Source organism: Nocardia sp. NBC_00881, from assembly GCF_045207455.1.
Lineage (GTDB): Bacteria > Actinomycetota > Actinomycetes > Mycobacteriales > Mycobacteriaceae > Nocardia.
In genome coordinates this window covers 6,419,263-6,444,975 of record NZ_CP108798.1, presented here as the reverse complement: position 1 = coordinate 6,444,975, position 25,713 = coordinate 6,419,263, and the positions used below count along the sequence as shown (strand labels likewise).

The window sequence follows — 25,713 nt, the reverse complement described above, 5'->3', positions numbered from 1 at the left end:
GAAAGTGGGCGGTGTCGCGAGTCGACGCGATAAGGAGGTAACGGTGCGTGAACTTCGAGTGATCGGGGTGACGCCCGACGCCACGCACATCGTGTGTATCGACACCGAGTCCGGTCAGAAGTTCCGGCTTCCCGCCGATGACAAACTACGAGCCGCTGCGCGCGGAGACCTTGCCCGATTCGGCCAGATTGAGATCGAAATGGAAGCAACTATGCGTCCCCGCGATATCCAGGCCCGTATCCGCGCCGGCGCCTCTGTAGAACAAGTCACCGAAGAATCCGGAATGCCGGCCAGCCGCGTCGACCGGTTCGCCTATCCGGTCCTCCTCGAACGGGCCCGTGCCGCCGAACTCGCACAGAAGGCGCATCCGGTCCGCCCCGACGGCCCCGCCGTGGAAACGCTCATCGATGTGGTCACCGCCGCGTTCACCGAGCGCGGTCACAACATCGAGGGCGCCGCGTGGGACGCCTGGAAGGACGAGAAGGGCTATTGGGTCGCCCAGTTGCAGTGGCAGAACGGGCGTTCCGAGATCGCCGCGCACTGGCGTTACCAGCCGGACGCGCACGGCGGTTCGGTCTCCCCGCTCGATGACCCGGCCTCCGACCTGATCGATCCGGATTTCGGTCGCGCCCTCCGCGGACTGGCAACGATCCTGCCGGCCGAGCCGGAGCCGCCTGCGCCACAGCCTGAGCCGGTCACCCCGCCCCGGCCCGCCCCGGCAACGCCGCCCGCGCGCGCAAGCCGGCAGCAGGGCCAGTCCAGCTTGGACGAGTACTTCGAACAGCGCGCGGTCGCCGCGGGTGGCAGCAGCGCCGCGGTCACGGCGGGCACCAGCGCACCACCGGCCGCGTCGAGCACCGGGACCCCCACCGCCGGTAATGCGGCATCCACCAACGGCGCTGCGGCCGCGGCGACCTCCGGCGCCACCGGGGACACGGCCCCGCCCGTTCCCGCCGCGTCGACGGCTCCCGCCGTGGAGGAGCCCGCGAAGCCTGCCGCCAAGGCCCCTCCGAAGCCGAGCCGCAGCAAGCGCGGCAAGGCCCCCATGCCGTCCTGGGAGGACGTGCTGCTCGGGGTTCGCAGCTCGGGTAACTGAGTTCAACTGCCGCGCTGTTGTTTCGGGCGTGCAACCTGATGAGACAGCTGAGCACTGCCGCGCCCTGGCGTCGAATTCGGCGCCAAGCCGTCGTTGGCGTCTGCCTGCAATGCCGTCGAAGTTGCTGAATCTGTGATCGGACAGTAGTTCCGGTGCTCGCTGACGTGTTCGCGAGCGGAAGGTCCGCGGAGGCAGGCACTGGGCAGGTAGATTTTAGGTGTGGTCGGCGTCGTACGTCGGCGTCGAGCAGTTCACACAAGCGGTGAGCCGTTGGACACCACCGTGCGTTGCTTGAAGTTTGCTAGCTGATTCGTGCAACCATCGGGAGGTGCCGGAATTGCTATCGAAAGCTTCGTCTCTCTGGTACATCGACACACCCGATCCGTTGGCGGTTCTCCGGGCGAACCACGATCCGGACCCCGCAGCCGCGCTCGCACTCGCGAAGCAGTTGCACAGCGACCACGACGTGCTGCCGATCATGGTCGGCACACTGGCCGGCTGCGCGGGCCCGGAGGTCGACGAGGTGTACATCGGCTGCTACCCCGGCGTGACCGTGGTGTGCTCGACCCAGGCCGCGCGCGTCCGCCCGACCGAGATCCCGGAGTTACTGGTGCGCCCGTTGGCCTCCGAGCACACTTATCTGGTGTCCTTCGACGCGGCACACGGCTGGGGTGCGTTCGCGCATTGGGAGCGCGGGGAGTTCCGCCGGGCGTTCAGCTCGACCCGGGTGAACATCCTGGAGGACGAGGGCCTTCCGCTGGTATGGGAGCGGCCGTACTGGGCGGGCGAGCATCCGGTGCGCTGGCACGCCGGCGAACTACCCGACCCACAGGCGCTGCCGTTCGACCCCCCCGATTTCGCCGACGCCGCCAACAACGAATGGCTCGGCTTCCACTACCGCGCACCAGCCGCGGACAGCGCGCTGATGCCGGACGACGTCGCGGTGTGCGGATTCACGCTGTACCCGAAGGGCCAGGCACCCAACCGGGGTGCGCGGATTCCGCGGTCCGACAAACGGGAGGCAACACCACACAGGCGCGGCCTGTTCGGCTGGCTGCGCGGGCACGACCGCGTCTCCTAGACCGCGGGCGCACTGTCTCCTGGGCGGCCACCTCGCCTTCCATCAAGCCGCTAGCGCGCTCAGTAGCAGCGTGACCCATCCGAGCAGCACTCCTGCGGCGCCGCCGCCGAGCACCCATCGGGTCACCGGGGCGCGACGCCACCGCCACGCCGTCGGCGCCACGCCACCGACCGCGACCAGATTCACCACGACCGCGAGGAGCGGGTGCACCTCGGCCAGCGCGGCGCCGAAGGAGAACACGGCGACCGCGGACAGCAACGCCACCATGATCGCGACGGTCAGCCCCGCTCCCCACGGTGTCGGGTCATGGTAGGACGGGTACGGCCGGTTCAGACTGGTCACGAGATCCTCACCCGCTCGTAGAAGGCCATCGCCGCCGCGGTCGCGACGTTGAGCGAATCGGTGCCGGGTGACATCGGGATGCGCGCACGGATATCGGTGGCTCGCATAGCCTCCTCGGTCAGTCCCGGTCCCTCGGCCCCGAGCAACAACGCCACCCGATCCCCGTTCATCGCTGTCGCCAAGTTCACCGCCGCAGGATTCGGTGTCAGCGCGATGATCTGGAATCCCTTGCGCCGCAGTATATCCAGGCCGCGCGGCCAATCCGGCACGGACGCGAAGGGAACTCGGAGCACATGCCCCATCGACACCCGGACGGCACGGCGGTACAGCGGATCGGCACACCGGTCACCGAACAGGACGGCCTCGGCCCCGAGTCCAGCCGCGTTGCGGAACATCGCGCCGAGATTCTCGTGGTCGTTCACGCCCTCGAGCACGACGACGGTCCGCGCTTTCTCGGTCACCTCGTCCATGCCGAGCTCGGCGGGACGAGGCGCCACGGCAAGCACTCCTCGATTGAGATGGAACCCGACGACCTGGGCCATGACCTCAGCTGAGGCGCGGTAGTACGGCACATCGACGGCGGCCAAGTCGTCGGCGAGTTCGGCGCGCCTGCGCTCCACGCCGAGCAGTGCGGCCGGCGCAAACCGCGAATCCAACATCCGCTGGACCACCACGACACCCTCGGCGATCACCAATCCCTTGCGCCCGGGTAGGTCGGGTCTGCGGTCGGCGGATTTGAGGTCGCGGAAGTCATCGACCCGAGGGTCGGCGGGATCATCGATATCGATCACTTCGGCCACTGCTACATCCTGCCGGGGCGGTCCGGCCGCGCCGTCGCCGGTGTTCGCTCCGGCGTCGCGAGACACGGGGAAAATCTGGTGCATGCGCGTGATCAACCGTGGAATGGTCGAGACATGACCCTCCCGGAAATCACCATCCGGTCCGCGACCGAGGACGACGCAGCCGCGATCCGGACGCTGGTGGAGACTTCCTTCGGGACCCGCTACGACCCACCGGAGCTGGAGCGGGTACCGCGGCTGTTCCCGCAGGAGCAGGCGATCGTGGCGGTCGAGCGCGGGCGGCTTGTCGGGCACGTGCAGTCCACCACGATGACGGTGACCGTACCCGGCGAACGGACCGTCGAGGTGTGCGGTATCGCCGGTGTCGGAGTGGCACCCACACATCGGCGCCGCGGCATCCTCCGGGCCATGTACACCGAGCAGCACCGGCGCATCGAGGCAGCCGGTCTGCCGCTGACCATGTTCACCGCCAGCGAGGGCGGCATCTACGGCCGGTTCGGCTACGGCCCGGCGACGCGGGAGAACGCGGTCGGCATCGATCGCCGGTTCGCCGAATTCCTGCCCTGCGTACCGAATCCAGGTGGGGTCACACTCTGCGAGCCGAGCGAGGCGCGCGCCGCGGCGGAGGCAATCTACGACCGGTGGCGCAGGGTGATACCCGGTGCCCAAGTGCGTCCCGCGGCGAACTGGGACATCTTGTTCGACGATCCGCAACGCTTCCGCCACGGCGGCAGCGATCTCTTCGCGCTCCTGCACGCCGACGGCTACGCGCTGTACCGGTTCCACCGCCACGACCGGTTGACGGCGGCCGAGGTCGTCGAGATGCGGACGGTCACCGGCGAGGCGCACGCGGCATTGTGGCGCACCTTGCTCGGGCTGGATCTGGTGCAGCGGGTGGAGGCCGTGCTCACCGACCACGACCCGCTGCCCTATCTGCTGACCAATCCGCGGCTGGTGCGCACTACGGCCCGCTATGACGGATTGTGGTTGCGGCTCATGAACCTTCCCGTCGCGCTGTCGGCGCGCTCGTACGCGGGCGAACTCGATGTGGTCCTCGCCGTGAGCGATCCGTTCCGCGACGTGGGCGGCAGGTTCGCGCTGCGCGTGCGGGACGGGCAAGCCCTCTGCGAACCGACCACCCGCGCGGCCGATATCGAACTCGGCATCGACGTTCTCGGGAGCATGTACCTCGGCGCGGTGCCGGCACGGGTGTTCGCGGCGGCGAACCGGTTGCGGGTCAAGAATTCCGCACGGCTGCACGCGATGGACGACGCCTTCCGCGCGGAGCGAGACGCGGTGCTCGGCTGGTTCTTCTAGACCGCCGTCGCGGGGAGGGAAGGTATGTCTGAATCGGCGCGGGGCTGGCATGCTGGTGACATGAAGCCGATTCAGCTGGTTCTCAACATCCTCTGGTTGATCTTCGCCGGATTCTGGCTTGCGCTCGGCTACATCGCGGCGGGGATCATCTGCTTCATTCTGATCATCACGATCCCGTTCGGAATCGCGTCCTTCCGGATCGCGGTCTACGTATTGTGGCCGTTCGGCCGGACTACGGTGGAGAAGCCGGGTGCGGGGACGGGCTCACTGATCGGCAACATCATCTGGTTCATCGTGGCCGGATGGTGGCTGGCACTCGGCCATCTGTTCACCAGCATCCCGCTGTTCGTCTCGATTATCGGCATACCGTTCGGGTGGGCCAATCTCAAGCTCATTCCGCTCTCTCTGTTCCCACTCGGGCGCGAGATCGTAGACAGCGATCGACCATTCACTGCTTCATAGTGATATAAGTCACATTTGAGTTAACGGAACGAACCCTTCGCGCGAAAGGTAGCTAAAGGGTAACCGACATCGGTGGCATCTCTCTCGCTCCGATTCGGCTCCGAGCCGACCACGCCAGGAGAGCGCCGCCATGACCAACCACCCCGCTCGACCTGCCGACGACCCAGGCACCGCGCCCCTCGCACCGATCGCAATCGCGCTCGGGCTGCTGCTGCTCGTTGCCGCTGGTACCCAACTGAACCACCTGCCGGACTGGGCCGACGACTACGGCGCCATGCTGGTCTATCTGGCGTTCGTCCTCTATCTGTCGATCACGGGCCGCCTATTGTGGTGGGGCGCCGACACCATCATCCGGCTCGGCAGAACGGGACACTGAGCCGGTGTGGTCGTCCCGCCCGAGCGTGGAGCGCGAATCCTCTTGCCGCCGTGGCCGCTACTCGGATTCCGAGACGATCTGCTTCATGATCGCCACGGCGCGGGTGAGCACCACGAGCTGCTCGTCGGTGAGCGTGGTGAGCTGCTCGGTCATCCACGCCTCGCGCGCGCTGGTTTCATCGGCGATGAGCGCGCGGCCCGCGGAAGACAACGAGACGATGATCTGACGGCCATCTGTCGGATGCGGCTTGCGCTCCACCAGGTCCAGATCGGTCAAGGAGGCGATGACGCGGGTCATCGACGGCGGCTGAACACGCTCCTTCGCGGCAAGCGCACCCGGCGTCATCGCGCCGTCGCGTGCGAGGGTGGCGAGGGCCGAGAGCTGGGTCAGCGATATCTGGGAGTCGGCACGGCGGCCGCGCAGATGTCGCGTCAGTCGAACGACCGCCAGCGAGAGTTCACCGGCAAGGGCTCGAACATCCGATGGCGTTGTCACAGTGGCAAACGATACGGGACCAGTATCGGCCGGACGTGGGTTCCCGCCGCTAGGCTGGGCCCGTGACACAGAAAGTCCCGCAGATTCCGCCGCGCCTGACCGATCCGCGCCCCGTGCTCGCGGTCGGCAGCGCGCTGTGGTTGATCGCCACGGCGGTGGTGTGGGCGGGGGGTGACCGATGGGAGCCGGCGCGGCCGGTCTGCCTCATGGGACTGGTAGTCGGTGTCCTCGCGCTCGGCATCTTCCTGATCCAGCGGCGCGGCGCGCGGCGCGGCGACAAGGGTGCGCAGACGGGGCTGTAGCCATCCGGGTCGCGCTCGAGCCACTTCGAATTCGTCCGTGGTCCCGGTGAACAGGTGCGATATGCCGTCCAGGGCGAGGCTGTCCGCGTAGTGCTGCGAGTCGTATTCCTCTGGGGTGGTGACATATTGGTGGTAACGCTCGCATAATCCTGCGCGCGCACTTGCTCCGGCGGAATGTTCAGCACTGCGGCAACCTCGCGGCGAATCCGCAGACCCGAGGCGATGGTGAATTCGCCGCCCGCAGCGGCCGAATACAGATCCACCGATACGAACGAGTCGGATAGGCAGCACATTCGGCGCCCCGCCGGGGCAGCAGGCCGAGCGGCACCGCGATCGCCTCGGACGTCTGCGCGTCGGCCGGCCAGGCCGGTGCGCCCGGGCCGGCATCGCCGAGCGATCCGCGGAACGGGTCGCCCACGCCTTCCGGAATGAGGTGCCGGGCAAGCCGGGACCGTCCACAATGCTGCCCGCGATCAGCGAAACGCCCGCGGCGGCAGGCACGGTGTGGCGCGGTTGGCAGTCCGGGGTGAAACCGTCCGTCCACCGCGATGTCGGCCTGGTCGATATGGCTCGTAGCCGCCGGAATCGGGTGGGGCGCCGGTCGGACGCCGAGCGCACTGGTCGTCCCGGGCACGGTCGCGGCGGCGAGCGCCGCCGAACCGATCACGCTCTGGGCCAAGACTGTTCTGCGCGACGCCGGCATACCGGTCCCTTCGGTCTGATGCAGCGGCCACGCAACTGGTCACTCGTCCAGTCGAGAATTTCCGACCCGCGAATTGACTGCACGCGCCGCGCGCGCTTAACTCGCTTGGGTGTCCTCCCGATTGAGCGTCGAAGAACGACGGGCCCACCTTATCGAGGCCGCGATCGGCCTTGCCGAAAAAAAGGGCGTAGCGGGCGTGACCACGCGTGATGTCGCTCAGGCTGCGGGTGTGTCGCTCGGTGTGGTGCATTACTGTTTCGAAAACAAGGACGCGCTGATGACCGAACTGGTCAAAGCGTTGTCGATGGAATTACGCGATTCGGTCGACGCAAACGAAACAGTGTGGCAAGAAGTCGGAAGTGGAAAAGAAGCTCTTCAAAAATTGATCCGTTCCGGACTGGAACTCATGTGGCTCAACATCGAAGCCACCCCGGAACGGCAGTTGCTCACATACGAAACAACCACTTACGCACTACGCGAAGGGGAACAAACCCCCGCAAAAATCGCGATCGCGCGCGAACAGTACAACTTCAACGATTCCACCGTGGCCGACATCCTGGAACACGCACGCGACGCGACCGGGAATCAGTGGTCCGTCCCGGTGCAGACGCTGAGCCGCTTCACGCTCAACGTGATCGACGGCCTCGTGCTTCGTTGGCTGGTGGACAATGACAGCGAAAGCGTGCGCGTGCAGCTGGATCTGCTGAGTGAAATGATCACGGGGTATGCGGCGGAATAGGCGCAGCCGGATAAAGTCCGCCCGCGGCCCACGCGTGCCGAGCGAAGGCTCGAGGTCGCCGCTTATGCGCCGGGCCGAGCGAAGGCGAGGCAGACGCCAATAGACCCCGAGTTCAGCTCTGCGACCGCGGCGCGCGGACGTGGACGGTCGAGCCGATACACCACAGAGGTACGGAGACCGTGGTCTCGATCGCGCCGCTCAACCGAACCAGCAGGTCGTCGTGCAGTATCAGCTCGCCCTCCGGCTCGGTCAGGGTCAACAGTTGGCGCAGAACGACTCCCAACGGCTCCGCCGCCCAGATCGTGCGGCGACCCGCGCCGACCACCTCGGCGGTGACGGACTCGGAGACCAGCGGCAGATCCAGCAGAGTGGCCAGGGCCGAGGCGGTGTCGGTATCGCCCACCACCAGCCGGTCCGACGGCACTGCCAGGCCGAACCACGGCTGGTCGAGAACGAACGCGTCACCAGAATCGATCACGGCGCCCGAGAGAGCGCGCACGCGATCGGGTGGTGGGAAGTCGGTGAGGTCGAGCCGATCCGCGGCGACGGCGGCGGCCAAGCGTGCGTGCGTGCGCGACACGACATCAGGCACAGGTGTTTTCGCCGGGTCGGCGAGCGCATCCAGTAACGCGACGCCCAAGTCCTCGGTGATCAGGTCCGGGTTCGCGAGTACGGCGCGGAAGGCGTCCGCGTCGATGTCGGCGAAAGGAGGCAGCAGGCCGGCGAATTCGGTGTCCACCGGGTGGCGGAGCAGCCCGAGCGGAGTGCCGTCGATACGCGCGTATCTGCGCAACCACCATGCGGTGTAACCGTTGGCGTCCGTGAGCAGGCGCCGGGTGCGCGGTGTGGCGGCCAACTGCCGCAACGCTTCCGGCCATGCGGCGTCGTCCACCAAGTCGAGGTCGCGGACCGCCGCCAGCTCCGGCGGATCGTCCAGGAGTGTCGACCACCAGTGCGGTTCGTCGTCCAGATCGTGGTCTGGGCCGGTCGGATCGGCCTCGACGACCACGCTGAAATCCCAGCCGACACCTACGGCACGCAAAGCGTCCGCGCCGTAACGATCGACCAGATCAGGATCCAGCGTACCGAACGGCGCGTCCGAGACCAGCAGATCGCGCAGCGGAGCGCCGGGCAACAGCAGTTCGTCGGCGGGCAGCAATTCGCCTTCGGTGTCCGGTAATTCGAGAGAACCGAGCCAGGACGGCAACGTGGCCGGATCGGCATGCGCGGCAAGGCGAAGGATGGCGTCGACGGTGTCCGGCTCGGCGGGGTTGTCCTCCAGGTCGGCGCGTAATCCGGGGTCGCTCAACAGATCCTCGGCGGTGGCCGATCGCGCGCCGAGCCGAGCGAGCAACGGGTGCGCCGCCTCGGGATGCACCACTCTGGCCCAGTGCACCGGTATCGCGACCTCGAGCTGATCGTCCGATAGCACCGTGCGCGGCCCGGTGACCAGCCTGCCGTCGGCCAACGGAACCGCTAGCGCGCCCAGCTCTTCGGCCGTGAGCGGATCCACCACGAACGGTTCCAGCGCGCAGTACAGCGACCGCCACCAGGTCGGCGGTCGCTCCAAGCCGCCCGACAGTTCCGCGATGCGCGCCAAACCGAGACGGTGGACGTCCAGCACGCTCATGGCTTCCGCCTGCGCACGGCCGGAGAGGTCAGGGATCGCCAACGGGCCGACCACGTCAACGAGCAGGGCGGCCAATTCCTCGGTGAGGCCAGTGAATACATGCGTGTTGGTCGGAATCGCGACGCGGTTCGCGACCTGCGCCGAGCTGTCGAACACGTTATCCCGTTCACCGGCGAGCGCGTCGGTCGGCGCGGCTACGCCCGCCGTCTGCTCGCCGATCGATGCTGTGGCGCCGGACAAGCCGTCGGCATAGGGCTCGCGCGCAACCGGGTCGAGGTGCGCAAGGGCTCCGACCAGGCCTTCGGGCGCGGTGTGCCGGCGCGTGGCAACGACAGGCAGCCATGGCTGGGTCTGCAGCTCGCGGATCAGAGCTTCGCGGATCAGACCATCGGCCTCGCTGCGCGCGAAGCCAGGCGCCGGGACGAGCACGAGGCGGTCGCGGGGCGGGAGCGCGCGAGCGAAATCCGCGTAACCCTCCGCCAACTGGGCCAGGCGGGCGCCGGGCAGCAACCTGCGGCGATCCGGCTGCATGGGAATGTTGGCGATGAGGAGGGCGGGGAGGGACAGCTCCTCGTCCGACCTGGTCGGCGCCCGCAGCACATCCGGCGCCGCCGCCACCGGCTTGCCATTCCGCACCGGCAGCAGCCAACGGGCGCGCGACGCTCGGTACTGCCACCACGTCCGCTGCTCGCCGCCCGGCCCGTCTACGTACACCTCGTGCAGCCCGTCACCCATATCCTCGGCGCTGCTGACGACTTCGTCTTCGCCGATCCGGATGCGGTGCAGCGGGGGCAGTTCCAGCAGCAGGTCGACGGCTTCTTCCTGCATCCCGGCGAGTAACGCTTCGGCGTCCACATCGTCACGCAGGCGCAGCACGACTTCCGTGTCCAGCCCGTCCGCCGGAGGCGCCTCGACCGGCCAAGCCAGCCGCAGCACCGGAGGTGCAAGCTCGTCCACGTCCGCGGCGGGAACTCGGATATCGCTGTGGCGCAGGGCATCCAGGGTCAGATCGCGAGAGAACCGCAGCGACCCGGTGGTGGAACGCAGCTCGACGTCCTCGCTCACCGCGAGGACCGCGGTGAAACCGACACCGAACCTGCCGACCGTGCCGACATCGGACTTCCCCGACGCGCGCAGCGCGGTGAGCGCGTGTACACCGGAGAGATCCAGCGGCGCACCGGTATTGCCGATGTGCAGATCGCGACCGGCGAGGCGGACGGCGAGGCGACCTGCCACGCCTGCCTTGGCCGCCGCGTCGGCGGCGTTCTGCGCCAACTCGGTGAGCAGCCGGTCGCGATATCCGGCACGCACCAGGTCGGCTTCGGTGGCGGCGTCCTCCCGCAACCGAGTCGGCGAATCACGCCATGCGGCGAGGACCGCCGCACGCAGCTCCGATGTGCCGAATGGATCGGCGGTCTCGGTCAGCTCCGCGGCGATGACTGGGACTCCGGCCGCTCCTGGAAACCCGACTCGTCACCGGTGTCCTGCTCGGTGCCCGAGGGAGCCTGCGCACCGGCCTCTTCCGACCCGCCGGCCACGCCCTGCTCTGGAGCAGGCTCGCCAGCCGCAGCCTGGGGAGCCGCCGACTCCGGCGCGGTGACGGGCTCGGCTGCGTCCGTTTCCCCGGCGCGTGCGCTGTCATCGACTATCCGGGGCTCGGCCACGGGTTCCGCCTCGGTCAGTCCGGACGGCTCCGCAGCAGCACTATCCGGCCGTGCGGCAGCCACCTCGCCGGCATCGACAGCGGACGCGTCGCCAACCCCCACGTCGGCGGCGGCATGCTCGGAACCTTCGCCCACGGATGTCGACGTGACAGCTGTCGAAGGCGCGTCGGGGGAATTCTCCCTGGTGGCGCCAGGCGCCGGCTGGGCCCGCTGCGACTCGATCGAGACCATCTCGACAGCGGAGTCGTCATACGCCTCGTAGAGCGGGGAACCGCCGCCGGTGGGAAGCACCGTATCGGAATGGGCACCGCAGCCATAGGCAACGTGCACGACGCGACCGTCGGCGCCCATGGCGTTACCGCAGACGCCGAACGCGGCGCGCAGCGACCCGGCCAGTGGCAGGTAGAAACCGCAGAGTCCGCACGTAGACGGTGCGGACCTGGCCATCTCGGAATCGGGCCCGTGTTCGGCGTACCAGCGCTCGGCGGCCTCTGCGCGACCTTCCCCACTCATCACCTTGGTACGGCCGAGGCCGACCTCGTAGGCGACCTCGTCGACCACCGGGTCTCCGGTCGCCACGTAGCCGGGCACCAAACGCGGATCGTCGGCGGGTGGGGCCAGCAGATCTCCTGGCGCGAGGTCACCGGGCCGGATCCGCTGCTCCCACGGCACGAAGTCGGGCGCGACCAGGGCATCAGGCCCTGGCAGCAACGCCGACTCGTTGACCGTCGCGTACTCCGCCTCCGGCGGGGCCGCCACCACAACCGCCCACTGCCACCCGCGATAACCAGGCAAGGTGGCCTCGAACCGGTGGGTCGCCGCGTTCTCGTCCTCGGCGGTCACGCCGAGATGTGCGCCGACGGCTTCTGGTTCCAACTCCAGGAGCGCACGGCGAGCCACGTCAACGGCATCAGCCAGGATCGGCCGTACGCCGGACTCCGAAACAGAAACTGCGCTCACGGCCTACATTTTGCCGTATGGAGCGCAACAGGCGTTCGTTGGCTATCGGTGCCCTGCTCGGTCTGCTCATTGTGAGCGGATGCGGCGGCACCGAGGACACGACACCCACGATGAATATCGAGGTAATGGGCACCAGGCCGCACGACCCGAAGGCGTTCACCCAGGGTCTGGAAATCGATGGTGACATCCTCTACGAAGGCACCGGGCTGCCGGGCGCGTCGAGCGTACGCGCGTCCCACCTCTCGACCGGCGATGAGTTCGCCAGGGTGCAGCTGTCCGCCCCCTACTTCGGCGAGGGCATCGCCCTGGCCGCAGGCACGCTATGGCAACTCACCTGGCAGGACCACGTCGCCATCGCGAGAGACCCCGGCACCCTGACCGAGCGCGGCAGGGCGTCCTACGACGGCGAAGGCTGGGGTCTGTGCACCAGGACCGGGCGATTGGTGATGAGCGACGGCACCGACCGGCTGACCTTCCGTGATCCGGTCACCTTCGCACCGACCGGCTCGGTGCGGCTGACCAGCCATCACAACGCCCGCCTCAACGAACTCGAGTGCGCGGCGGACGGTTCGGTCTACGCCAACGACTGGCCTACCGACACCATCGTGCGCATCGACCCGGAGTCCGGCCGCGTGCTCGCGACCATCGACGCCGCCGGTCTGCTCCCCCCGAACGCGCGGGCAAACGCCGACGCGCTCAACGGCATCGCCCAGCTGCCCGGCACCGACCGGTTCCTCGTCACGGGCAAGAACTGGCCGACCATGTTCGAAGTCCGCTTCACTCCGGCTCGAGCGCAACCGGCGGGTAGCTAGGGCGGGCACCTTCCGTCGACAGCCACGGAGCGCGGGTGAACGCCCAGCACGGAAGTACGACAGAATTGACGACGTGACTACTCCCCGCGAGCCTTCCGGTCCCGACCGTGATCGGTGGGAAGGCGAGGGGCATCCGCCGATCGAACGGCATCCCGGCTTCGACCGATATCCGCCACCCAACGCGCCGCGGCGGCGCGGGCCACTGCCACCGCTCCGACCGGACGCGGGCAACACCCTGCCCGCGTACGACGACCGGCGGCAGGACGCGGAGACCCAGCGACACGAAACACCGCCCGGCTCCGAGTACCCGGAGACCCGGCGACTGCTGCGCGGCCGACGTGACACCGAGCACGGTCCGACGCCGCGCCGCGTGTTTCCGGGCCGCCCGAAACCCTCGCACCACGCCGAACCGGACCACACCGAACCCGCTGGGCAGCTCCCGAGCGAGCCGGAACCGCGCGAAACCCCGACTCCGCCCGGCAACCAGCGTGCCCCCCGCAAGCTGACGGTTACCCGCGTCGCCGCCATGCGCGGCAGGCAGCTGACCGAGAAGGGGATCGCGACCTTCCAGCGCGCGGCCAAGGCGGATGGCGCGGACGAGTCCGGCCTCACCGCGCTCACTTACGCGACCATGGCGAACTTCGCCCTCGACGCCGCCATCGCGGTGGCGCTGGCCAACACCCTGTTCTTCGCCAGCGCCACCGCCGAGAGCAAGACGAAAGTCGCGCTGTACCTGCTGATCACGATCGCGCCGTTCGCGGTGATCGCTCCGCTGATCGGCCCGATGCTCGACCGCCTGCAGCGCGGCCGGCGACTGGCGCTCGCGACGTCGTTCGCCCTGCGTGCGGTCGTCGCGGTCGTACTGATCGTCGAGTTCGACACCTGGGCGCTGTATCCGCTCGCGCTGTGCATGATGATCGGCAGCAAATCATTCTCGGTGTTGAAGAGCGCGGTGACGCCGCGCGTCCTGCCGCCCGATATCGATCTGGTCCGCACCAACTCTCGGCTGACGGTGTTCGGCTTGGTCGGCGGCACCATCGGCGCGGGGGCAGTGGCCGCGCTCGCGGCGAGCATCGCCGGTTCCAACGGGGCGCTGGTCTTTGCGATGCTGATCGCTGGCGCGGGAACATATCTGAGTTTGCGCATCCCGTCCTGGGTCGAGGTCACCGAGGGCGAGGTCCCGGCGACACTGAGCTATCACGGCCCTGACGCGCACACTCAGGTGCTGGCGTCCGCCAAGGAATCGGCGGTGCCGCCGCGCAAGCGCAGACAGCCGCTGGGCCGCTCGGTGGTGACCGGTCTATGGGGTAACAGCGCCATCCGCGTGCTGACCGGGTTCCTCACGTTCTACGTCGCATTCGTCGCCAAGGCGACCGAGCATCGGCCGGTGCAGCAGGCCGCCATGCTCGGCGTCGTCGGCGCGGCAGCGGCCGTTGGCAACTTCACAGGTAACGCGACCGGTGCCCGGCTCAAGCTCGGCAAGCCGTCGCTGATCGTGCTCGGCTGCACCGCGGCCTGCGCATTGGTCGCGCTGTTCGCGACGTTCGCGAACAACCTGCTCGGCGCGGCACTGGCCACGTTGGTCGCGGCCGGAACGAGCGCGCTGGCCAAGGTGTCGCTGGACGCCGCGATCCAGGACGACCTTCCGCCGGAGTCGATCGCGTCCGGATTCGGCCGCTCCGAGACGGTTCTACAGCTCAGCTGGGTGGTCGGCGGCGCGGCGGGCGTGCTGCTGCCGACCGATTATTGGAAGGGATTCGCGGTCGTCACCGCGATACTCGTGATCGGCCTCGTGCAGACCTTCGTCAGCTTCCGAGGGCACTCCCTGCTGCCCGGCCTCGGTGGCAACCGTCCGCAGCACGCGGAGCAGGAGGTCCCGACGGCCCGGCCCGCGGGTCACTCCACGAGCACATACCGCGAGCACGGCCTGAGCGGGCCACGCCGCGGCGGCGACACCACACGGACCCAACGAGGGCAAGGAGACCCCCTCTGGTGAGCAAGCCCAACGCACGCACAATCGTCGCGCTTGTCGCGGCAGCCCTGCTCATGCTCACCGTCGCTTTCGTCGGCGCGCTGGTGGTGCTGGTCCGCAATGCCGACGAACCAGACGTCACGATCACCGCCTACGCGCATGGCAAGACGGTCACCGTCCGGCCGTTCAGCTACTGCACCGTGACCATGCAGGACTGCCACATCCTGCCCGAGGGGAATGCGGAGGGCACGGTGTTCGCCACCCTGCCCTGCGATCAGCAAACCCCGGATTGCCACCGCGGCAGGACGGTCGAACTCGAGGTCCCCCCCGGTTATCCGTTACAGCTGTCGCTGCCGAAGAAGATCGCCGACGCACCCTGGCTCGCCCAGCTCATCTACGTCCTGCCTAGTGGCGAGAAGGTGGATCGGGTGATCAGCCGTAACGACTACCCCGACAGAGCCCTTGCGCTGACCATCGATTCGATGCCGGAGCCCGACCTACGCCTGATCGGCGTCGAACTGCAGCTGCCGATCCTCGCCCGCGACGAAACCGGCAAGGAGTTCTACGTTCCGCACGCCGCTTGGTCGATCAGCACCGCGTAGCCGAGTCGGGTCGGACCACTTATCGACAGTTCAGTGATCGAGTTCGCGTGCGACCGCTCGGACGACCTCCGAGATACGTTGCGCTGTCTTGCGGTCCGGGTACTTGCCCTTGCGCAGATCGGGCTGCACCGTCGCCTCGAGCAGGGTGATCATGTCCTCGACCATCCCGTGCAGCTCGTCCGGAGTGTGCCTGCGGGCAGCGGGCTCCTTGCGCGCGTTGCGTTCCTGGCCATGCCGGATCGAGGGCGGCGCCTCGAGCAGCTTCAGGCTCAGAGCCTGGGGGCCTCGGCGGCCTGCGGCCATGCCGAACTCGACTCGCTGCCCGGGCTTGAGGCCCTCGACGCCCTGCGGCAGCGCGGACGAGCGGACATAGACGTCCTCACCCTCGTCCTGGGAAAGGAAGCCGAAGCCCTTTTCGACGTCGTACCACTTAACCCTGCCGGTCGGCACTGCGCTCACCCGTTCATCATCGAAAGCTCGGACCCCGTCGGCCCGAGCACATCCGTCTACCGGACCTGTCCTGCGGCGGCGCCGCGACCGGTCCTTTCTCCGTGCGAAAAGAACGCGCCCAGCATGATGCGGGACGCGGTTGTGACAAGTCTACCCCGGTGCGTATAACGCAAGCACATCAGTTTTACGGTCGAGCGGTGACGAACCCCTCCGCTCCGACCCTCTCCGGCGGCGTGCCACGCAGATCCGGGGATTGGTTGCTCCGACTCGCCCTCTGCCTGTTCGCGCTGGGATTGCTGGCAATAGTCGCCATCTTTCTGACGCCGGCGCTCACCGACGGTGAACCGGGTCTTTGGCTCTACTTCGGGGCGCTGCTCGCGCCACTGGGCTTCGTGGTCGCGCTCGTGTTCGCGTTGCGTTCCGGTCGGAGATCACGCTGAAACGGAAGCTTTACCTCGCGTTGGCTCGCGACCTGATTACCCAAGCGATCGTTACCCACGCGGCGATGTGATCCTCATCACATTACGAGTAGGTCACAAAGCGGTGACGGCGGCTCATCGGACCGACGGCGGCCTCTCTAGCTGCACGTAAGCCGTGCTACCCCGATCGATACCGTGCCGAGACCGGCCCGTACACGCCGGTTACCAAATAGTGATTTTTCGCGGGGATCGACGTACGGTCTTATCCAGCCGGGACACCCGGCTACAACCGGCCCGCCGCACCGAACCTCGCCCCGCGGGTACCGGACCCCGACGGAAATGTAGGGGCGAGGGCGGAACGGACGACCTCTCAGTCCGAACCCGGAGCCGAAGCCTCGCAGGTGCGTCGAGAGGAAGACGAACCCGATATGAGTGGACGCCATCGCAAGCCAAGCTCGACCGGCCGCACGGTAGCCAAGGTTGCCGTCACCGGGGCCATGATCGGCACCGCCGGTGTGGCACTCGCAGGCAACGCCAGCGCGGCACCCGACTCCGAGTGGGATCGACTCGCACAGTGCGAGGCCGGCGGCAACTGGGGCATCAACACGGGCAACGGTTTCCAGGGCGGGCTGCAGTTCTCTCCGAGCACCTGGCGTGCCCACGGTGGCCAGGAGTACGCCGCCACCGCCAACCAGGCCAGCCGCGAACAGCAGATCGCCGTCGCCGAAAAGGTGCTCGCCTCGCAGGGTTGGGGCGCTTGGCCCTCCTGCTCGTCCTCGCTGGGCCTGAGCGGTGCACCTACCCAGCGCAGCGCTCCCGCCACCACCGAGACCCCGCGCTGGAACCCCGCGCCGCAGACCGCCCAGTCCGCGCCGGAGGTCAGCTCCCAGCAGGTCTACTCGGCCGTCGACCGCGCCCTCGAGGTAGTGCAGGGCCAGGGCGTGCAGGTGCCCAAGGAAGCCCTCGACTTCGTCAACGCCGCCAAGGCGAGCGGAGTCATGCTCGACCCGGCGATCGTGAACTTCTACGAGGCGAACAAGGGTCTGATCCCTTCCTGATCGTTACACCAACGAAGAAGGGCCCCGCATCAACGAGGATGCGGGGCCCTTCTTCTTTTCCGAGGAATCAATCACCCTACGCGCGGTCAGCGGTTGATCACCGTGTTCGGGTGCATGTAGGGCAGCTGATCGGCGGGCACCGGAAATTCGGTGTCCTCGCCGTACGGCGAGAGACCACCGGAGCGGGCCGACGAGAGCTCGGTGACCGCGTGGTCGCCGTCGTCGACCTTCGGCCAGCCGTTGTCGACGTAGGGTTTCTTCGATTTGTTCACCACGGCCCCATGCTAACCTGCCTCTCCGCGTTTCTTGCCGGTCGTGGGTGCGTGACGAGTATCGTTGCGGGCTGGCTGTTGGTGGTCAGCTGGGTTTTGTGGGTACCCGCCGAGTTACCCATGTTCTCGCGAAATGAGTTGTTGCGTGACGGATCCGATCACGGGGCCGCAGCATCGTAGGGTGGATGAGATGACCGCGACCGACTCCCTTGCCGGATGGCTCGGCGCCCGCAGTGATGCCCAGCTGGTGATGCTGCTGCAACTTCGGCCCGACCTGGCTGTGCCGCTGCCTTCGTCGATGGCGGTGCTCGCCACCCGCGCCGAACAGCGCGCGTCGGTGCTGCGCGCCACCGAGGACCTGGACACGCTGGAATTCGCCATCCTGGAAATCCTCGTGGTGCATGGCGTGAAGCACACCGACCGGGACCGCCCGCCGCTGCGCCGCGACGAACTGCACGTGCGGCTGAGCGGACGGGTGGCGTCGACCGCGATCGACGACGCGCTGGAGCACCTGACCGCTCGGGCCCTCGTCTGGACCGACGACGACGAGCTGCACGTGATCCCGGCCGCGGCCGAGGCGCTGCCGTGGCCGATCGGCAGCGCGACCGAACTCCCCGACACGCTCACCGAGCCGGAGGTGGTCGCCGCTCTTCCAGAGCTGGCACCCCCCGAACGCGCCCTGCTGGACAAGCTGGCCGCGACGGGCCCGCGTGGACGCACCAGGGATGCTGCGCCGGGCACCCCGGCCGACCGCCCCATCCAGCGCCTCCTGGCGCTCAGGCTGCTGCACTGGATCGATGACGAGACCGTCGAGCTTCCAGTCACGGTCGGCCAGGTGCTGCGCCGCGAACCGGTCACCCACCCGCATGCGCTGAGCCCGCCGGAGCCGTGCCCGGCCAAATACACGCCTGCCGAGGTCAACGCGGTCGCGGCAGGCGAGGTAGGCGAGCTACTGCGGCACTGCGCCGCCGTGCTCGACGTACTCGGCCAAGCCCCCGCCCCTGCCCTGCGGGCGGGCGGGCTCGGCGTACGGGAGCTGCGCCGCATCGCCAAGCAGATCGGCGTCGAGGAGCCGAGGGCCGGTTTGCTGGTCGAACTCCTGGCGGCGGCCAAACTCCTCGAAAAAGGTGTGCCGGAGCCACCACCGGAATTCGATTCGACCGACGACTTCTGGGCGCCCACCCCCGCGGTCGACGCCTGGCTGGCGGCACCGCCCGCACGGCGCTGGGTCGCGCTCGCGATTGCCTGGCTCGACTTGGACCGGATGCCGTGGATGATCGGCATGCGCGACGCCAATGACAAACCGTTGGCGGCCCTTTCGCTGGAGCTGCGCACCCCGCACGCACCCCGCGACCGGCGGGCGATTCTCGGCTTGCTCACGGAGTGCTCGTCGGGCACCGCGCTCGACCCGGCCGACATCGGCCGGGTGCTTGCCTGGCGGCAGCCGCGCCGACGCAGGCACTTCCGGCCGGAAGTTGTCGAGCAGACGCTGGCCGAGGCGGCCGCGGTCGGCTTCGTCGGCCGCGGTGCACTCGGCTCACCGGCGCGGGCGCTGCTGCACGGTGCGGCGACCAGTGCGGCCGACGCCGAGGCCGAGATGGAGGCGGCACTGCCGGAACCGGTCGACCACGTGCTGGTCCAGGCCGACCTGACGGTGATCGCGCCCGGCCCACTGACCACCGACCTACAGCATCGGATCGCCCTTGTCGCCGACGTCGAATCCGCTGGTGCCGCAACGGTGTACCGGCTCAGCGAGTCCTCGGTGCGCCGCGCACTCGACGTCGGACTGACCGCCGCCGAACTGCACAGCTTGTTCGCGAAGCATTCCAGGACGCCGATCCCGCAGGCGCTGACCTATCTGATCGACGACGTGGCCAGGCGGCACGGTCAGCTACGGGCAGGCATGGCCCAGTCCTTTATCCGGAGCGACGACCCGGCGTTACTCGCCCAGGTGCTTTCCGCGCCCGTGGCGAGCGCGCTGGCGCTGCGGACCATCGCCCCGACCGTCGCCATCGCCCATGCGCCGCTCGGCGAGCTACTGGAACAGTTGCGAGCCGCCGGCTTCGCACCAGCGGGTGAGGATTCGACGGGCGCGATCGTCGACCTTCGACCCCGCGGCGCCCGGATCTCGGCGCGGCCGGGCGCCAGGCAGCCATATCGGCCGACGCCGCCCAGCGCCGAACAGCTGGAGTTGCTCGTCACGGAACTGCGCGCCGGCGAACGCGCCGCCAGCGCCCGCGCCGGCCAAGTGGTGCGCCCGGACGGCACCCGCACCAATACCGCCGCGACCCTCGCCCTGCTTCAGCTGGCGGCGCGGGTGCGGCGGTCGGTGAACATCGGCTACGTGGATGCCCAAGGAGTCGCCACGCAGCGGGTGGTGGAGCCGTTGAAAGTAGGCAATGGGCAGCTGGACGCGCTGGACCCGGTGACCGGCGCGGTCCGGCACTTCACGCTGCACCGGATCGCGTCGGTTGCCCTGCTGGAGTGATCAGGCCTTCGGCTTGCCCGTGCAGAAAGTGACCTTGGGGTCCGTCTCGATGAGGCGGAAGCCGTCGGCGTCCGCACCACACAGCAGTTCGTCGGCCTTACCCTCGATCCGCTTCAGAACGCGGAAGGTCGCTTCTGACGAACCGCACTCCACGTGCTTGTATCCAGTCGCGCTGCTCTCGTTGTAGCAGTTGCCTTCCTTGAAGTTCGGCGCGAGGCACAGGAACGCGGTGGTTCCACCGCTGAGGGTCTCTTCGTAGGAGGTGTAGTCGGCGGCGCACTCGGTCTTCTTGTCGAAGGACTGCGCGACTTTGTACACGGCCTTGTCCGATGAGCAGTCGACCGGCTCGGTCTTGGAATCGACAGCGGAACTCTCGATGACGTTGATGCAGTCGCCGACCTTCGCCTTGGCAGTGTCCGACTTGCTCGAGTCCTCGATCAACGAACAGCCGGCCACCGCGGCCACCGCTACGAGGGCGAGCACAATCCGTGCCAGCAGCCGCGCTCCTGGAAACTTCACCTGAAAACCTCTCTCACCGAACACGTTCACGGACTCGTGAACGCGGTGAGGATACCCGCAGGATCATTGCGGCCGCATCAGCTCGGCGGGTGACACCGAGCGCGGCCTGCTTCGCTCCATGCGCAGGCCGTAGATGGACCATCGTGCGATCCGTTGGCTGACCGAGTCGTTACGCTTGGTCGGTATGACGGTCGAGGACGTCGCAGGCGAGCTGTATGGGGTGGCACCCGCGGAGTTCGTCGCGGCGCGCACCGCCCGGGTCGAAGCAGCCAAGCGGGCGGGCGACAAGGAGCTCGCGGCCGCCGTCGGCAAGCTGCGCAAACCCACCGTGTCCGCGTGGACGGCGAACCTGCTGGCTCGCGAAGCGCCCTGCGACGTGGACGCGCTGCTGCGACTCGGCGCGGCACTGGCCGCAGCGCAGCGAGAACTGTCCGCCGATCAGCTTCGCGACCTGACTATGCAGCGGCAGCAACTGGTCAACGCGCTGGCCAAGAAGGCGGGCGCACTGGCCGCCGAGCACGGCCATCCGGTCGGCGAGGGTGTGCTGCGCGAGGTCGGGCAAACCTTGACGGCGGCGCTGGCCGAGCCGGCGGTGGCAGAGCGAGTGCGCGCCGGAACGCTAGCCACCGCGGCGACCTACGATGGCTTCGGGCCGAGCGGACCTAATCTGGTCGTCGTGCCCGCATCCACCCAGCGGGCCGCGCCGAAGCCTGAGGCCGAGGACACCGTGCGCGAGGAGCTGGAGGAGGCGTTGGATGCGCTCGAATCCGCCCGCGCGGCAAGGGATTCAGCGCAGTACGAGGTCGACGAAGCGCATCAGCGGCTGGCCGGCGTCGAATCCCGAATCGCCACGTTGACGGCCGAACTGACACACGCCGAAGAGCAGCGGCAGTTCAGCAGGACAGCCGAGCGGTCGGCGAGGGACCAGTTGCACAATGCCCAACGCCACCTGGACCGGGCCGAACGCCGGGCGGAAGGGGCTCGCCAGCGCCTCGACGGCGAATAACCTGCGCGGCTCAGCTGCGGAGGGTTCCCGGGAAAAGGTATGCCTCCGGAGGTGGTTCGGTGCGGTTCAACCACGCGTCGAAAAAGCCCGTCAGGTCCGTCGATGCCCTGGACTGTACGAACGCGCGGAACTCCGGCATCGATGCGTTGCCGTACGCGTGCGCCGCGAGGAAGTCACGGGCGGCCGCGAAGAACACCTCGTCGCCGATCTGCTTGCGCAGGGCGTGCAGGAACAGCGGGCCGCGGTAGTAGACGGAGGTGAATTCTTGTCCCGCGCCGGGGTTTTCCAGCGGAATGTCCCAGAATCTGGATTTGTCGCGGTACTTCTGGACGGTCTCGCGGTAGTCGTCGTCGACGTTCTTGCCCTCCATCCGCTCCGGCCACAGGTACTCGGCGGTGTAGCTGGCGAAGCACTCGTTGAGGCAGATGTCCGACCAGTGGCGCACCGACACCGCATCGCCCCACCACTGGTGCGTGATCTCGTGAACTACGGTTTGCAGATCGGTCCACGGCGCGTAGATCGGGCGGGTCTGGGTCTCCAACGAGAACCGGATGTCGGCATCCAGGTAGATGCCGCCCGCCGCCTCGAATGGGTACGGGCCGTAGAGGGTTTCGGTGAAGTCGAGGATCTCCGGCAGACGCTGCTCGGTCTCCCGCTTGCCCTCCGCGTCCGACGCGAACGCGCTGACCAGCGGGGTGCCATCGGGCCGGCGTTGTTCGAGGTAGCTGAACTTGTCGATCGCGACCGTGGTCAGATAGCCGAGCACCGGTTTGGTCGTTGCCCACCCGACGGTCCGCTTGTCGCCCCGCACGATGTCATCGGTCCGCACGCCGTTGGACACCACCTCCCACTCCGCGGGGACGGTGGTATGCAGCGCGAAGGTGGCCTTGTCGAGCGGGGTGTCGTTGAGCGGATACCAGGTTGTCGCCGAGTGGGGTTCACCTGCGACGAAAGCGCCTCCGCTGGGGGCGAAGGTCCAGCCCGCGCCCTCGGTGTTCACCGCGGGACCTGAGTAGTCGACAGTGACGGTGAACGGCAGGCCGGGTAGCAGCGGGAGCAGTGGGGTCACCGTCAGTTCGTGTGCGCCGTCACGGACGAACGCGGCGGGCAGGTGGTTCACCGAGACCATGCGCACGTCCGGCCCCGCGAAGTCCAGGTTGAACATGCGCAGAGCCTGGGTGGCGGTCGCCTCGATCCGGGTGGTCCCGGTGAGCTGGCGGCTCGGCGGATCGTAGTCGATGCTGACGTCGTAGTGGCCGACGTCATAGCCGCCGTTTCCGTCCAGCGGGTAGTACGGGTCGCCGAGTCCGGGGGAGCCGACCAGCGGGTCGGCGGGCGGATCGGCACTCGCGGGCACCGACAGCGCCGCGACGGCCACACCCGCGACCGCGGCGCACATCCGGCCGGACAACCTCATTCGACAACCACCCTCTCCGCCCCTCTCGGTACCGATGTACCGACTCGCTGGATGGTAGCCGCTTCAGTCGCCGCTACCGGTGAGCGCCGCCGACGCGCCTGCACCGAGGATCAGCACGCGTCCCTGCCGCCTCCAGCCCGCCGGGCGACCGCGCGAACCAAGACCTGACCGAGGCGGCCGCAGGGCCCAGGTTCTGCCGGAGACCATCGCGATGGCGCTCTTGCCGCAGCACCGCAGATCGGACGCCGAACCCTCTTCGGAGTCTATGTGCACACGCAACTCGAAATCCGGAGTTCGCGGCCGGATTCAGGAGCCGAGTTCGCCGGGCAGCTGGTGCGGATCGAGCAGCAGTCGTTTGGTCGTGGTGCGGCGCACCTTTTCGGCCAGCGCGAGGTTGTCGGTGAGTAGTCGCCACTCGACCTCGCTGATGGCGGCACGGGCGCGGTCGATGACCGTGCCGTCCTTGGTGCCCCAAGCGATCGGCATGGCGCTCACCGACTGCCAGCGCTCGCCGACCTGGCGCGGCGCGCGATCGGTGCGCACAGCCACCGAGGGCACCCGCTCCCCCGCCGTGGTCTCGTGGCCGGGTAGTGCGCGGACCTTCCTGGTCACCAAGGCGTAGCGCGGACCGGCCTCCTGCGGCTTGGACACGTCGACCAAGGCAAGCAGCACCACTCCGGAGGGGTGGGACTCCGAGATCACCGCGGGGACGAGCTCCCCGTCGGCGTAGAGCTTGTCGATGCTGGAATGCCTTGGCGTCCACAGCGCCACCCACAACGCGGTCACCGCGCCGAGCGCGAAGGCGACCGCGAGCAGATACGCCCATGGATGGTCCAGCCAGATCAGGTAGGCCGTTCCGGTCGCCGCGATGAGCGCGGCGCCGATCGCCATGATGCGCAGTCGACGCAGGTCGGCGAAGACTTCGTTGACCGCGTGGGCATGCCCGCGGTCCACCGCGAATTCGAAGCGTCGCACGTCCCTATTCCTAGCACAGCTTTCGGAGGAATTGCCTCCACTTATCCGAGCGCCGGACCGAGCAAGTCGTCGGCATCCGTGATGCGGTAGGCATACCCCTGTTCGGCGAGAAAACGCTGACGGTGCGCGGCGTATTCGGCGTCGAGGGTGTCGCGCGCGACCACCGAGTAGAAATGAGCCTGACCGCCATCCTGCTTCGGGCGCAGCAACCGGCCGAGGCGCTGCGCCTCCTCCTGACGCGAGCCGAAGGTGCCCGAGACCTGCACGGCCACCGACGCCTCCGGCAGATCGATGGAGAAGTTCGCGACCTTGCTCACCACGAGCACCGGAATCTCACCGCGCCGGAATGCGTCGAAGAGTTCTTCGCGGTCTTTTGTTTTTGTCGAACCCTGGATCACCGGAGCGTCGAGCGCGGCACCCAGCTCCTCCAGCTGCTCCAGGTAGGCGCCGATGACCAGGCTCGGCGCGTCCTGGTGCTGAGCAAGGATCGATTCCACCACAGCGATTTTCGTGTGCGCCGTGGAGCAGAGCTTGTAACGCTCCTCTGGTTCGGCGGTCGCGTAGGCCATCCGCTCGGCGTCGGTGAGCGTGACCCTGACCTCGATGCACTCGGCGGGTGCGATCCAGCCCTGGGCCTCGATGTCCTTCCACGGCGCGTCGTAGCGCTTCGGGCCGATCAGCGAGAACACGTCGCCCTCGCGGCCGTCCTCGCGCACCAGGGTCGCGGTCAGGCCGAGGCGGCGGCGGGACTGCAGGTCTGCGGTCATCCGGAAGACCGGGGCAGGCAGCAGATGCACCTCGTCGTAGATGACCAGGCCCCAGTCACGGCTGTCGAAGAGTTCCAGGTGCTTGTACTCGCCCTTGGTGCGGCGGGTGATCACCTGATAGGTGGCGATGGTGACCGGGCGGATCTCCTTACGTTCGCCGGAGTACTCGCCGATCTCTTCTTCGGTCAACGAGGTGCGCGCGAGCAGTTCGCGCCGCCACTGCCTGCCCGCCACCGTGTTGGTGACCAGGATCAGCGTGGTCGCCTTCGCCTTCGCCATGGCCGCCGCGCCGACCATCGTCTTGCCCGCGCCGCAGGGCAGCACCACTACGCCGGAGCCGCCCGCCCAGAACGAGTCGGCGGCCATCTCCTGGTAGTCGCGCAGGTGCCACTTGTCGTCGGTGTAGTCGAGTTCGATCTCATGTGCCTCGCCGTCGACGTAGCCCGCGAGGTCTTCGGCGGGCCAGCCGATCTTCAGCAGCATCTGCTTGATCCGACCGCGCTCGGACGGGTGCACCACCACCGTGTCGTCATCGATGCGCGCGCCGAACATCGGCGCGATCTTCTTGTGCCGGAGCACCTCCTCCAGCACCGCGCGATCCAGGCTGACCAGCGTCAGGCCGTGCGCGGGATGCTTGATCAGCTGCAACCTGCCGTATCGGGCCATCGTGTCCACGACATCGACCAGCAACGGCTGCGGCACCGCGTACCTGGAAAAACTGACCAGCGCGTCCACCACCTGCTCGGCGTCGTGCCCCGCCGCCCGCGCGTTCCACAGCGCCAGCGGCGTCACTCGGTAGGTATGGACATGCTCCGGCGCCCGCTCCAACTCGGCGAACGGCGCGATGGCCTGCCGCGCCGCATCGGCCAACTCGTGGTCGACCTCCAGCAGCAGCGTTTTGTCACTCTGCACAATCAGTGGACCGTCGGTCACAGCCCCTCCTCGTATCGGCTCGCCGCCCATTCTCCCCGACCCCACCGACAACACCG

At 68.1% G+C, this 25,713-nt stretch carries 25 protein-coding genes and 1 pseudogene; 14 read left to right on the top strand and 12 right to left on the bottom strand.

Going from position 1 to position 25,713, the window contains the following annotated elements; genetic code table 11:
• The first annotated feature begins 43 nt into the window (after positions 1–43).
• Positions 44–1,096: a septation protein SepH gene (gene sepH / locus OH799_RS27890; protein WP_406269973.1), complete on the top strand. Its 1,053-nt coding sequence runs from the start codon at positions 44–46 to the stop codon at positions 1,094–1,096.
• 328 nt (positions 1,097–1,424) lie between these two features.
• Complete coding sequence (locus OH799_RS27885; protein WP_406269970.1) at positions 1,425–2,177, top strand: DUF6928 family protein; 753 nt, start codon at positions 1,425–1,427, stop codon at positions 2,175–2,177.
• Positions 2,178–2,219: 42 nt separating this feature from the next.
• On the opposite strand, the gene OH799_RS27880 is transcribed toward OH799_RS27885, so the two are convergent.
• Together OH799_RS27880 and OH799_RS27875 are read right to left on the bottom strand one after the other, a co-directional pair.
• Positions 2,220–2,519, bottom strand: coding sequence for a DUF2537 domain-containing protein (locus tag OH799_RS27880; protein ID WP_406269967.1), 300 nt, complete (start codon positions 2,517–2,519; stop codon positions 2,220–2,222).
• Positions 2,516–3,319, bottom strand: a complete 804-nt coding sequence (locus OH799_RS27875) for a TrmH family RNA methyltransferase (RefSeq protein WP_406282668.1) — start codon at positions 3,317–3,319, stop codon at positions 2,516–2,518. Before OH799_RS27875 ends, OH799_RS27880 begins: the two co-directional genes overlap by 4 nt.
• Positions 3,320–3,433: 114 nt before the next feature.
• On the opposite strand from OH799_RS27875, the gene OH799_RS27870 reads away from it, so the two are divergent.
• From OH799_RS27870 to OH799_RS27860, 3 genes are all read left to right on the top strand, one after another.
• A complete protein-coding gene (locus OH799_RS27870) occupies positions 3,434–4,636 on the top strand; it encodes a GNAT family N-acetyltransferase (RefSeq protein WP_406269964.1) in 1,203 nt (400 codons plus the stop codon).
• Positions 4,637–4,696: 60 nt separating this feature from the next.
• On the top strand, positions 4,697–5,098 hold the full coding sequence (locus OH799_RS27865) for a YccF domain-containing protein (protein WP_406269961.1): 402 nt from the start codon (positions 4,697–4,699) through the stop codon (positions 5,096–5,098).
• Between the two features lie 130 nt (positions 5,099–5,228).
• The gene (locus OH799_RS27860) at positions 5,229–5,474 is read left to right on the top strand and encodes a hypothetical protein (RefSeq protein ID WP_406269959.1); all 246 of its coding nucleotides are present in this window, start codon (positions 5,229–5,231) and stop codon (positions 5,472–5,474) included.
• A gap of 57 nt (positions 5,475–5,531) precedes the next feature.
• Here OH799_RS27860 and OH799_RS27855 read toward each other — a convergent pair whose 3' ends face one another.
• Positions 5,532–5,969, bottom strand: coding sequence for a MarR family winged helix-turn-helix transcriptional regulator (locus tag OH799_RS27855; RefSeq protein WP_406269956.1), 438 nt, complete (start codon positions 5,967–5,969; stop codon positions 5,532–5,534).
• A 62-nt stretch (positions 5,970–6,031) separates the two neighbouring features.
• On the opposite strand from OH799_RS27855, the gene OH799_RS27850 reads away from it, so the two are divergent.
• On the top strand, positions 6,032–6,271 hold the full coding sequence (locus OH799_RS27850; RefSeq protein ID WP_406269953.1) for a DUF2530 domain-containing protein: 240 nt from the start codon (positions 6,032–6,034) through the stop codon (positions 6,269–6,271).
• Between the two features lie 178 nt (positions 6,272–6,449).
• On the opposite strand, the gene OH799_RS27845 is transcribed toward OH799_RS27850, so the two are convergent.
• Positions 6,450–6,974, bottom strand: a complete 525-nt coding sequence (locus OH799_RS27845; protein ID WP_406269950.1) for a hypothetical protein — start codon at positions 6,972–6,974, stop codon at positions 6,450–6,452.
• Positions 6,975–7,095: 121 nt separating this feature from the next.
• Between OH799_RS27845 and OH799_RS27840 the strand changes: the two genes are divergently transcribed.
• A complete protein-coding gene (locus OH799_RS27840; protein WP_357263192.1) occupies positions 7,096–7,713 on the top strand; it encodes a TetR/AcrR family transcriptional regulator in 618 nt (205 codons plus the stop codon).
• A gap of 112 nt (positions 7,714–7,825) precedes the next feature.
• On the opposite strand, the gene OH799_RS27835 is transcribed toward OH799_RS27840, so the two are convergent.
• The gene (locus OH799_RS27835) at positions 7,826–10,768 is read right to left on the bottom strand and encodes a sacsin N-terminal ATP-binding-like domain-containing protein (protein ID WP_406282665.1); all 2,943 of its coding nucleotides are present in this window, start codon (positions 10,766–10,768) and stop codon (positions 7,826–7,828) included.
• 478 nt (positions 10,769–11,246) lie between these two features.
• Positions 11,247–11,967, bottom strand: a pseudogene (locus OH799_RS27830) (DUF3027 domain-containing protein); the annotation flags it as partial.
• A 17-nt stretch (positions 11,968–11,984) separates the two neighbouring features.
• Between OH799_RS27830 and OH799_RS27825 the strand changes: the two are divergent.
• The 3 genes from OH799_RS27825 (at position 11,985) to OH799_RS27815 (ending at position 15,353) form a co-directional block, all read left to right on the top strand.
• Positions 11,985–12,779, top strand: a complete 795-nt coding sequence (locus OH799_RS27825) for a glutaminyl-peptide cyclotransferase (RefSeq protein WP_406269947.1) — start codon at positions 11,985–11,987, stop codon at positions 12,777–12,779.
• Positions 12,780–12,852: 73 nt separating this feature from the next.
• The gene (locus tag OH799_RS27820) at positions 12,853–14,775 is read left to right on the top strand and encodes an MFS transporter (RefSeq protein WP_406269944.1); all 1,923 of its coding nucleotides are present in this window, start codon (positions 12,853–12,855) and stop codon (positions 14,773–14,775) included.
• A complete protein-coding gene (locus OH799_RS27815) occupies positions 14,772–15,353 on the top strand; it encodes a DUF2771 domain-containing protein (RefSeq protein ID WP_406269942.1) in 582 nt (193 codons plus the stop codon). Before OH799_RS27820 ends, OH799_RS27815 begins: the two co-directional genes overlap by 4 nt.
• A gap of 30 nt (positions 15,354–15,383) precedes the next feature.
• On the opposite strand, the gene OH799_RS27810 is transcribed toward OH799_RS27815, so the two are convergent.
• A complete protein-coding gene (locus OH799_RS27810; protein WP_357263475.1) occupies positions 15,384–15,803 on the bottom strand; it encodes a cold-shock protein in 420 nt (139 codons plus the stop codon).
• Positions 15,804–16,000: 197 nt separating this feature from the next.
• Between OH799_RS27810 and OH799_RS27805 the strand changes: the two genes are divergently transcribed.
• Positions 16,001–16,243 carry a hypothetical protein gene (locus OH799_RS27805; RefSeq protein WP_406269939.1) on the top strand — a complete coding sequence of 81 codons (243 nt, stop codon included), beginning with the start codon at positions 16,001–16,003 and terminating at the stop codon, positions 16,241–16,243.
• A 407-nt stretch (positions 16,244–16,650) separates the two neighbouring features.
• Positions 16,651–17,280 (top strand): resuscitation-promoting factor Rpf1 domain-containing protein, encoded by a 630-nt coding sequence (locus OH799_RS27800; RefSeq protein WP_406269937.1) that lies wholly within the window; start codon positions 16,651–16,653, stop codon positions 17,278–17,280.
• Positions 17,281–17,366: 86 nt separating this feature from the next.
• Here OH799_RS27800 and OH799_RS27795 read toward each other — a convergent pair whose 3' ends face one another.
• Positions 17,367–17,555, bottom strand: a complete 189-nt coding sequence (locus OH799_RS27795; protein WP_327112279.1) for a hypothetical protein — start codon at positions 17,553–17,555, stop codon at positions 17,367–17,369.
• A gap of 187 nt (positions 17,556–17,742) precedes the next feature.
• Between OH799_RS27795 and OH799_RS27790 the strand changes: the two genes are divergently transcribed.
• A complete protein-coding gene (locus tag OH799_RS27790; RefSeq protein ID WP_406269934.1) occupies positions 17,743–20,040 on the top strand; it encodes a helicase-associated domain-containing protein in 2,298 nt (765 codons plus the stop codon).
• Here the strand turns inward: OH799_RS27790 and OH799_RS27785 are convergent, their stop codons facing one another.
• Positions 20,041–20,559 (bottom strand): hypothetical protein, encoded by a 519-nt coding sequence (locus OH799_RS27785; RefSeq protein WP_406269931.1) that lies wholly within the window; start codon positions 20,557–20,559, stop codon positions 20,041–20,043.
• A 184-nt stretch (positions 20,560–20,743) separates the two neighbouring features.
• Here OH799_RS27785 and OH799_RS27780 point away from each other — a divergent pair, with 184 nt between their 5' ends.
• A complete protein-coding gene (locus OH799_RS27780; protein ID WP_406269928.1) occupies positions 20,744–21,565 on the top strand; it encodes a hypothetical protein in 822 nt (273 codons plus the stop codon).
• A 10-nt stretch (positions 21,566–21,575) separates the two neighbouring features.
• Here the strand turns inward: OH799_RS27780 and OH799_RS27775 are convergent, their stop codons facing one another.
• The 3 genes from OH799_RS27775 to OH799_RS27765 all read right to left on the bottom strand — a co-directional run bounded on the left by OH799_RS27775 (position 21,576) and on the right by OH799_RS27765 (position 25,657).
• The gene (locus tag OH799_RS27775) at positions 21,576–22,982 is read right to left on the bottom strand and encodes a M1 family metallopeptidase (protein WP_406269925.1); all 1,407 of its coding nucleotides are present in this window, start codon (positions 22,980–22,982) and stop codon (positions 21,576–21,578) included.
• 306 nt (positions 22,983–23,288) lie between these two features.
• The gene (locus OH799_RS27770; RefSeq protein ID WP_406269921.1) at positions 23,289–23,957 is read right to left on the bottom strand and encodes a DUF3239 domain-containing protein; all 669 of its coding nucleotides are present in this window, start codon (positions 23,955–23,957) and stop codon (positions 23,289–23,291) included.
• A gap of 41 nt (positions 23,958–23,998) precedes the next feature.
• On the bottom strand, positions 23,999–25,657 hold the full coding sequence (locus OH799_RS27765; protein WP_357263162.1) for a DNA repair helicase XPB: 1,659 nt from the start codon (positions 25,655–25,657) through the stop codon (positions 23,999–24,001).
• Between the last annotated feature and the right edge of the window lie 56 nt (positions 25,658–25,713).

Coding starts and splice junctions, on each gene's coding strand:
- OH799_RS27870 (WP_406269964.1), top strand. CDS start 3,434: ATGACCCTCCCGGAAATCACCATCCGGTCCGCGACCGAGGACGACGCA.
- OH799_RS27865 (WP_406269961.1), top strand. CDS start 4,697: ATGAAGCCGATTCAGCTGGTTCTCAACATCCTCTGGTTGATCTTCGCC.
- OH799_RS27860 (WP_406269959.1), top strand. CDS start 5,229: ATGACCAACCACCCCGCTCGACCTGCCGACGACCCAGGCACCGCGCCC.
- OH799_RS27845 (WP_406269950.1), bottom strand. CDS start 6,974: ATGCCGGCGTCGCGCAGAACAGTCTTGGCCCAGAGCGTGATCGGTTCG.
- OH799_RS27825 (WP_406269947.1), top strand. CDS start 11,985: ATGGAGCGCAACAGGCGTTCGTTGGCTATCGGTGCCCTGCTCGGTCTG.
- OH799_RS27800 (WP_406269937.1), top strand. CDS start 16,651: ATGAGTGGACGCCATCGCAAGCCAAGCTCGACCGGCCGCACGGTAGCC.
- OH799_RS27790 (WP_406269934.1), top strand. CDS start 17,743: ATGACCGCGACCGACTCCCTTGCCGGATGGCTCGGCGCCCGCAGTGAT.
- OH799_RS27780 (WP_406269928.1), top strand. CDS start 20,744: ATGACGGTCGAGGACGTCGCAGGCGAGCTGTATGGGGTGGCACCCGCG.
- OH799_RS27775 (WP_406269925.1), bottom strand. CDS start 22,982: ATGAGGTTGTCCGGCCGGATGTGCGCCGCGGTCGCGGGTGTGGCCGTC.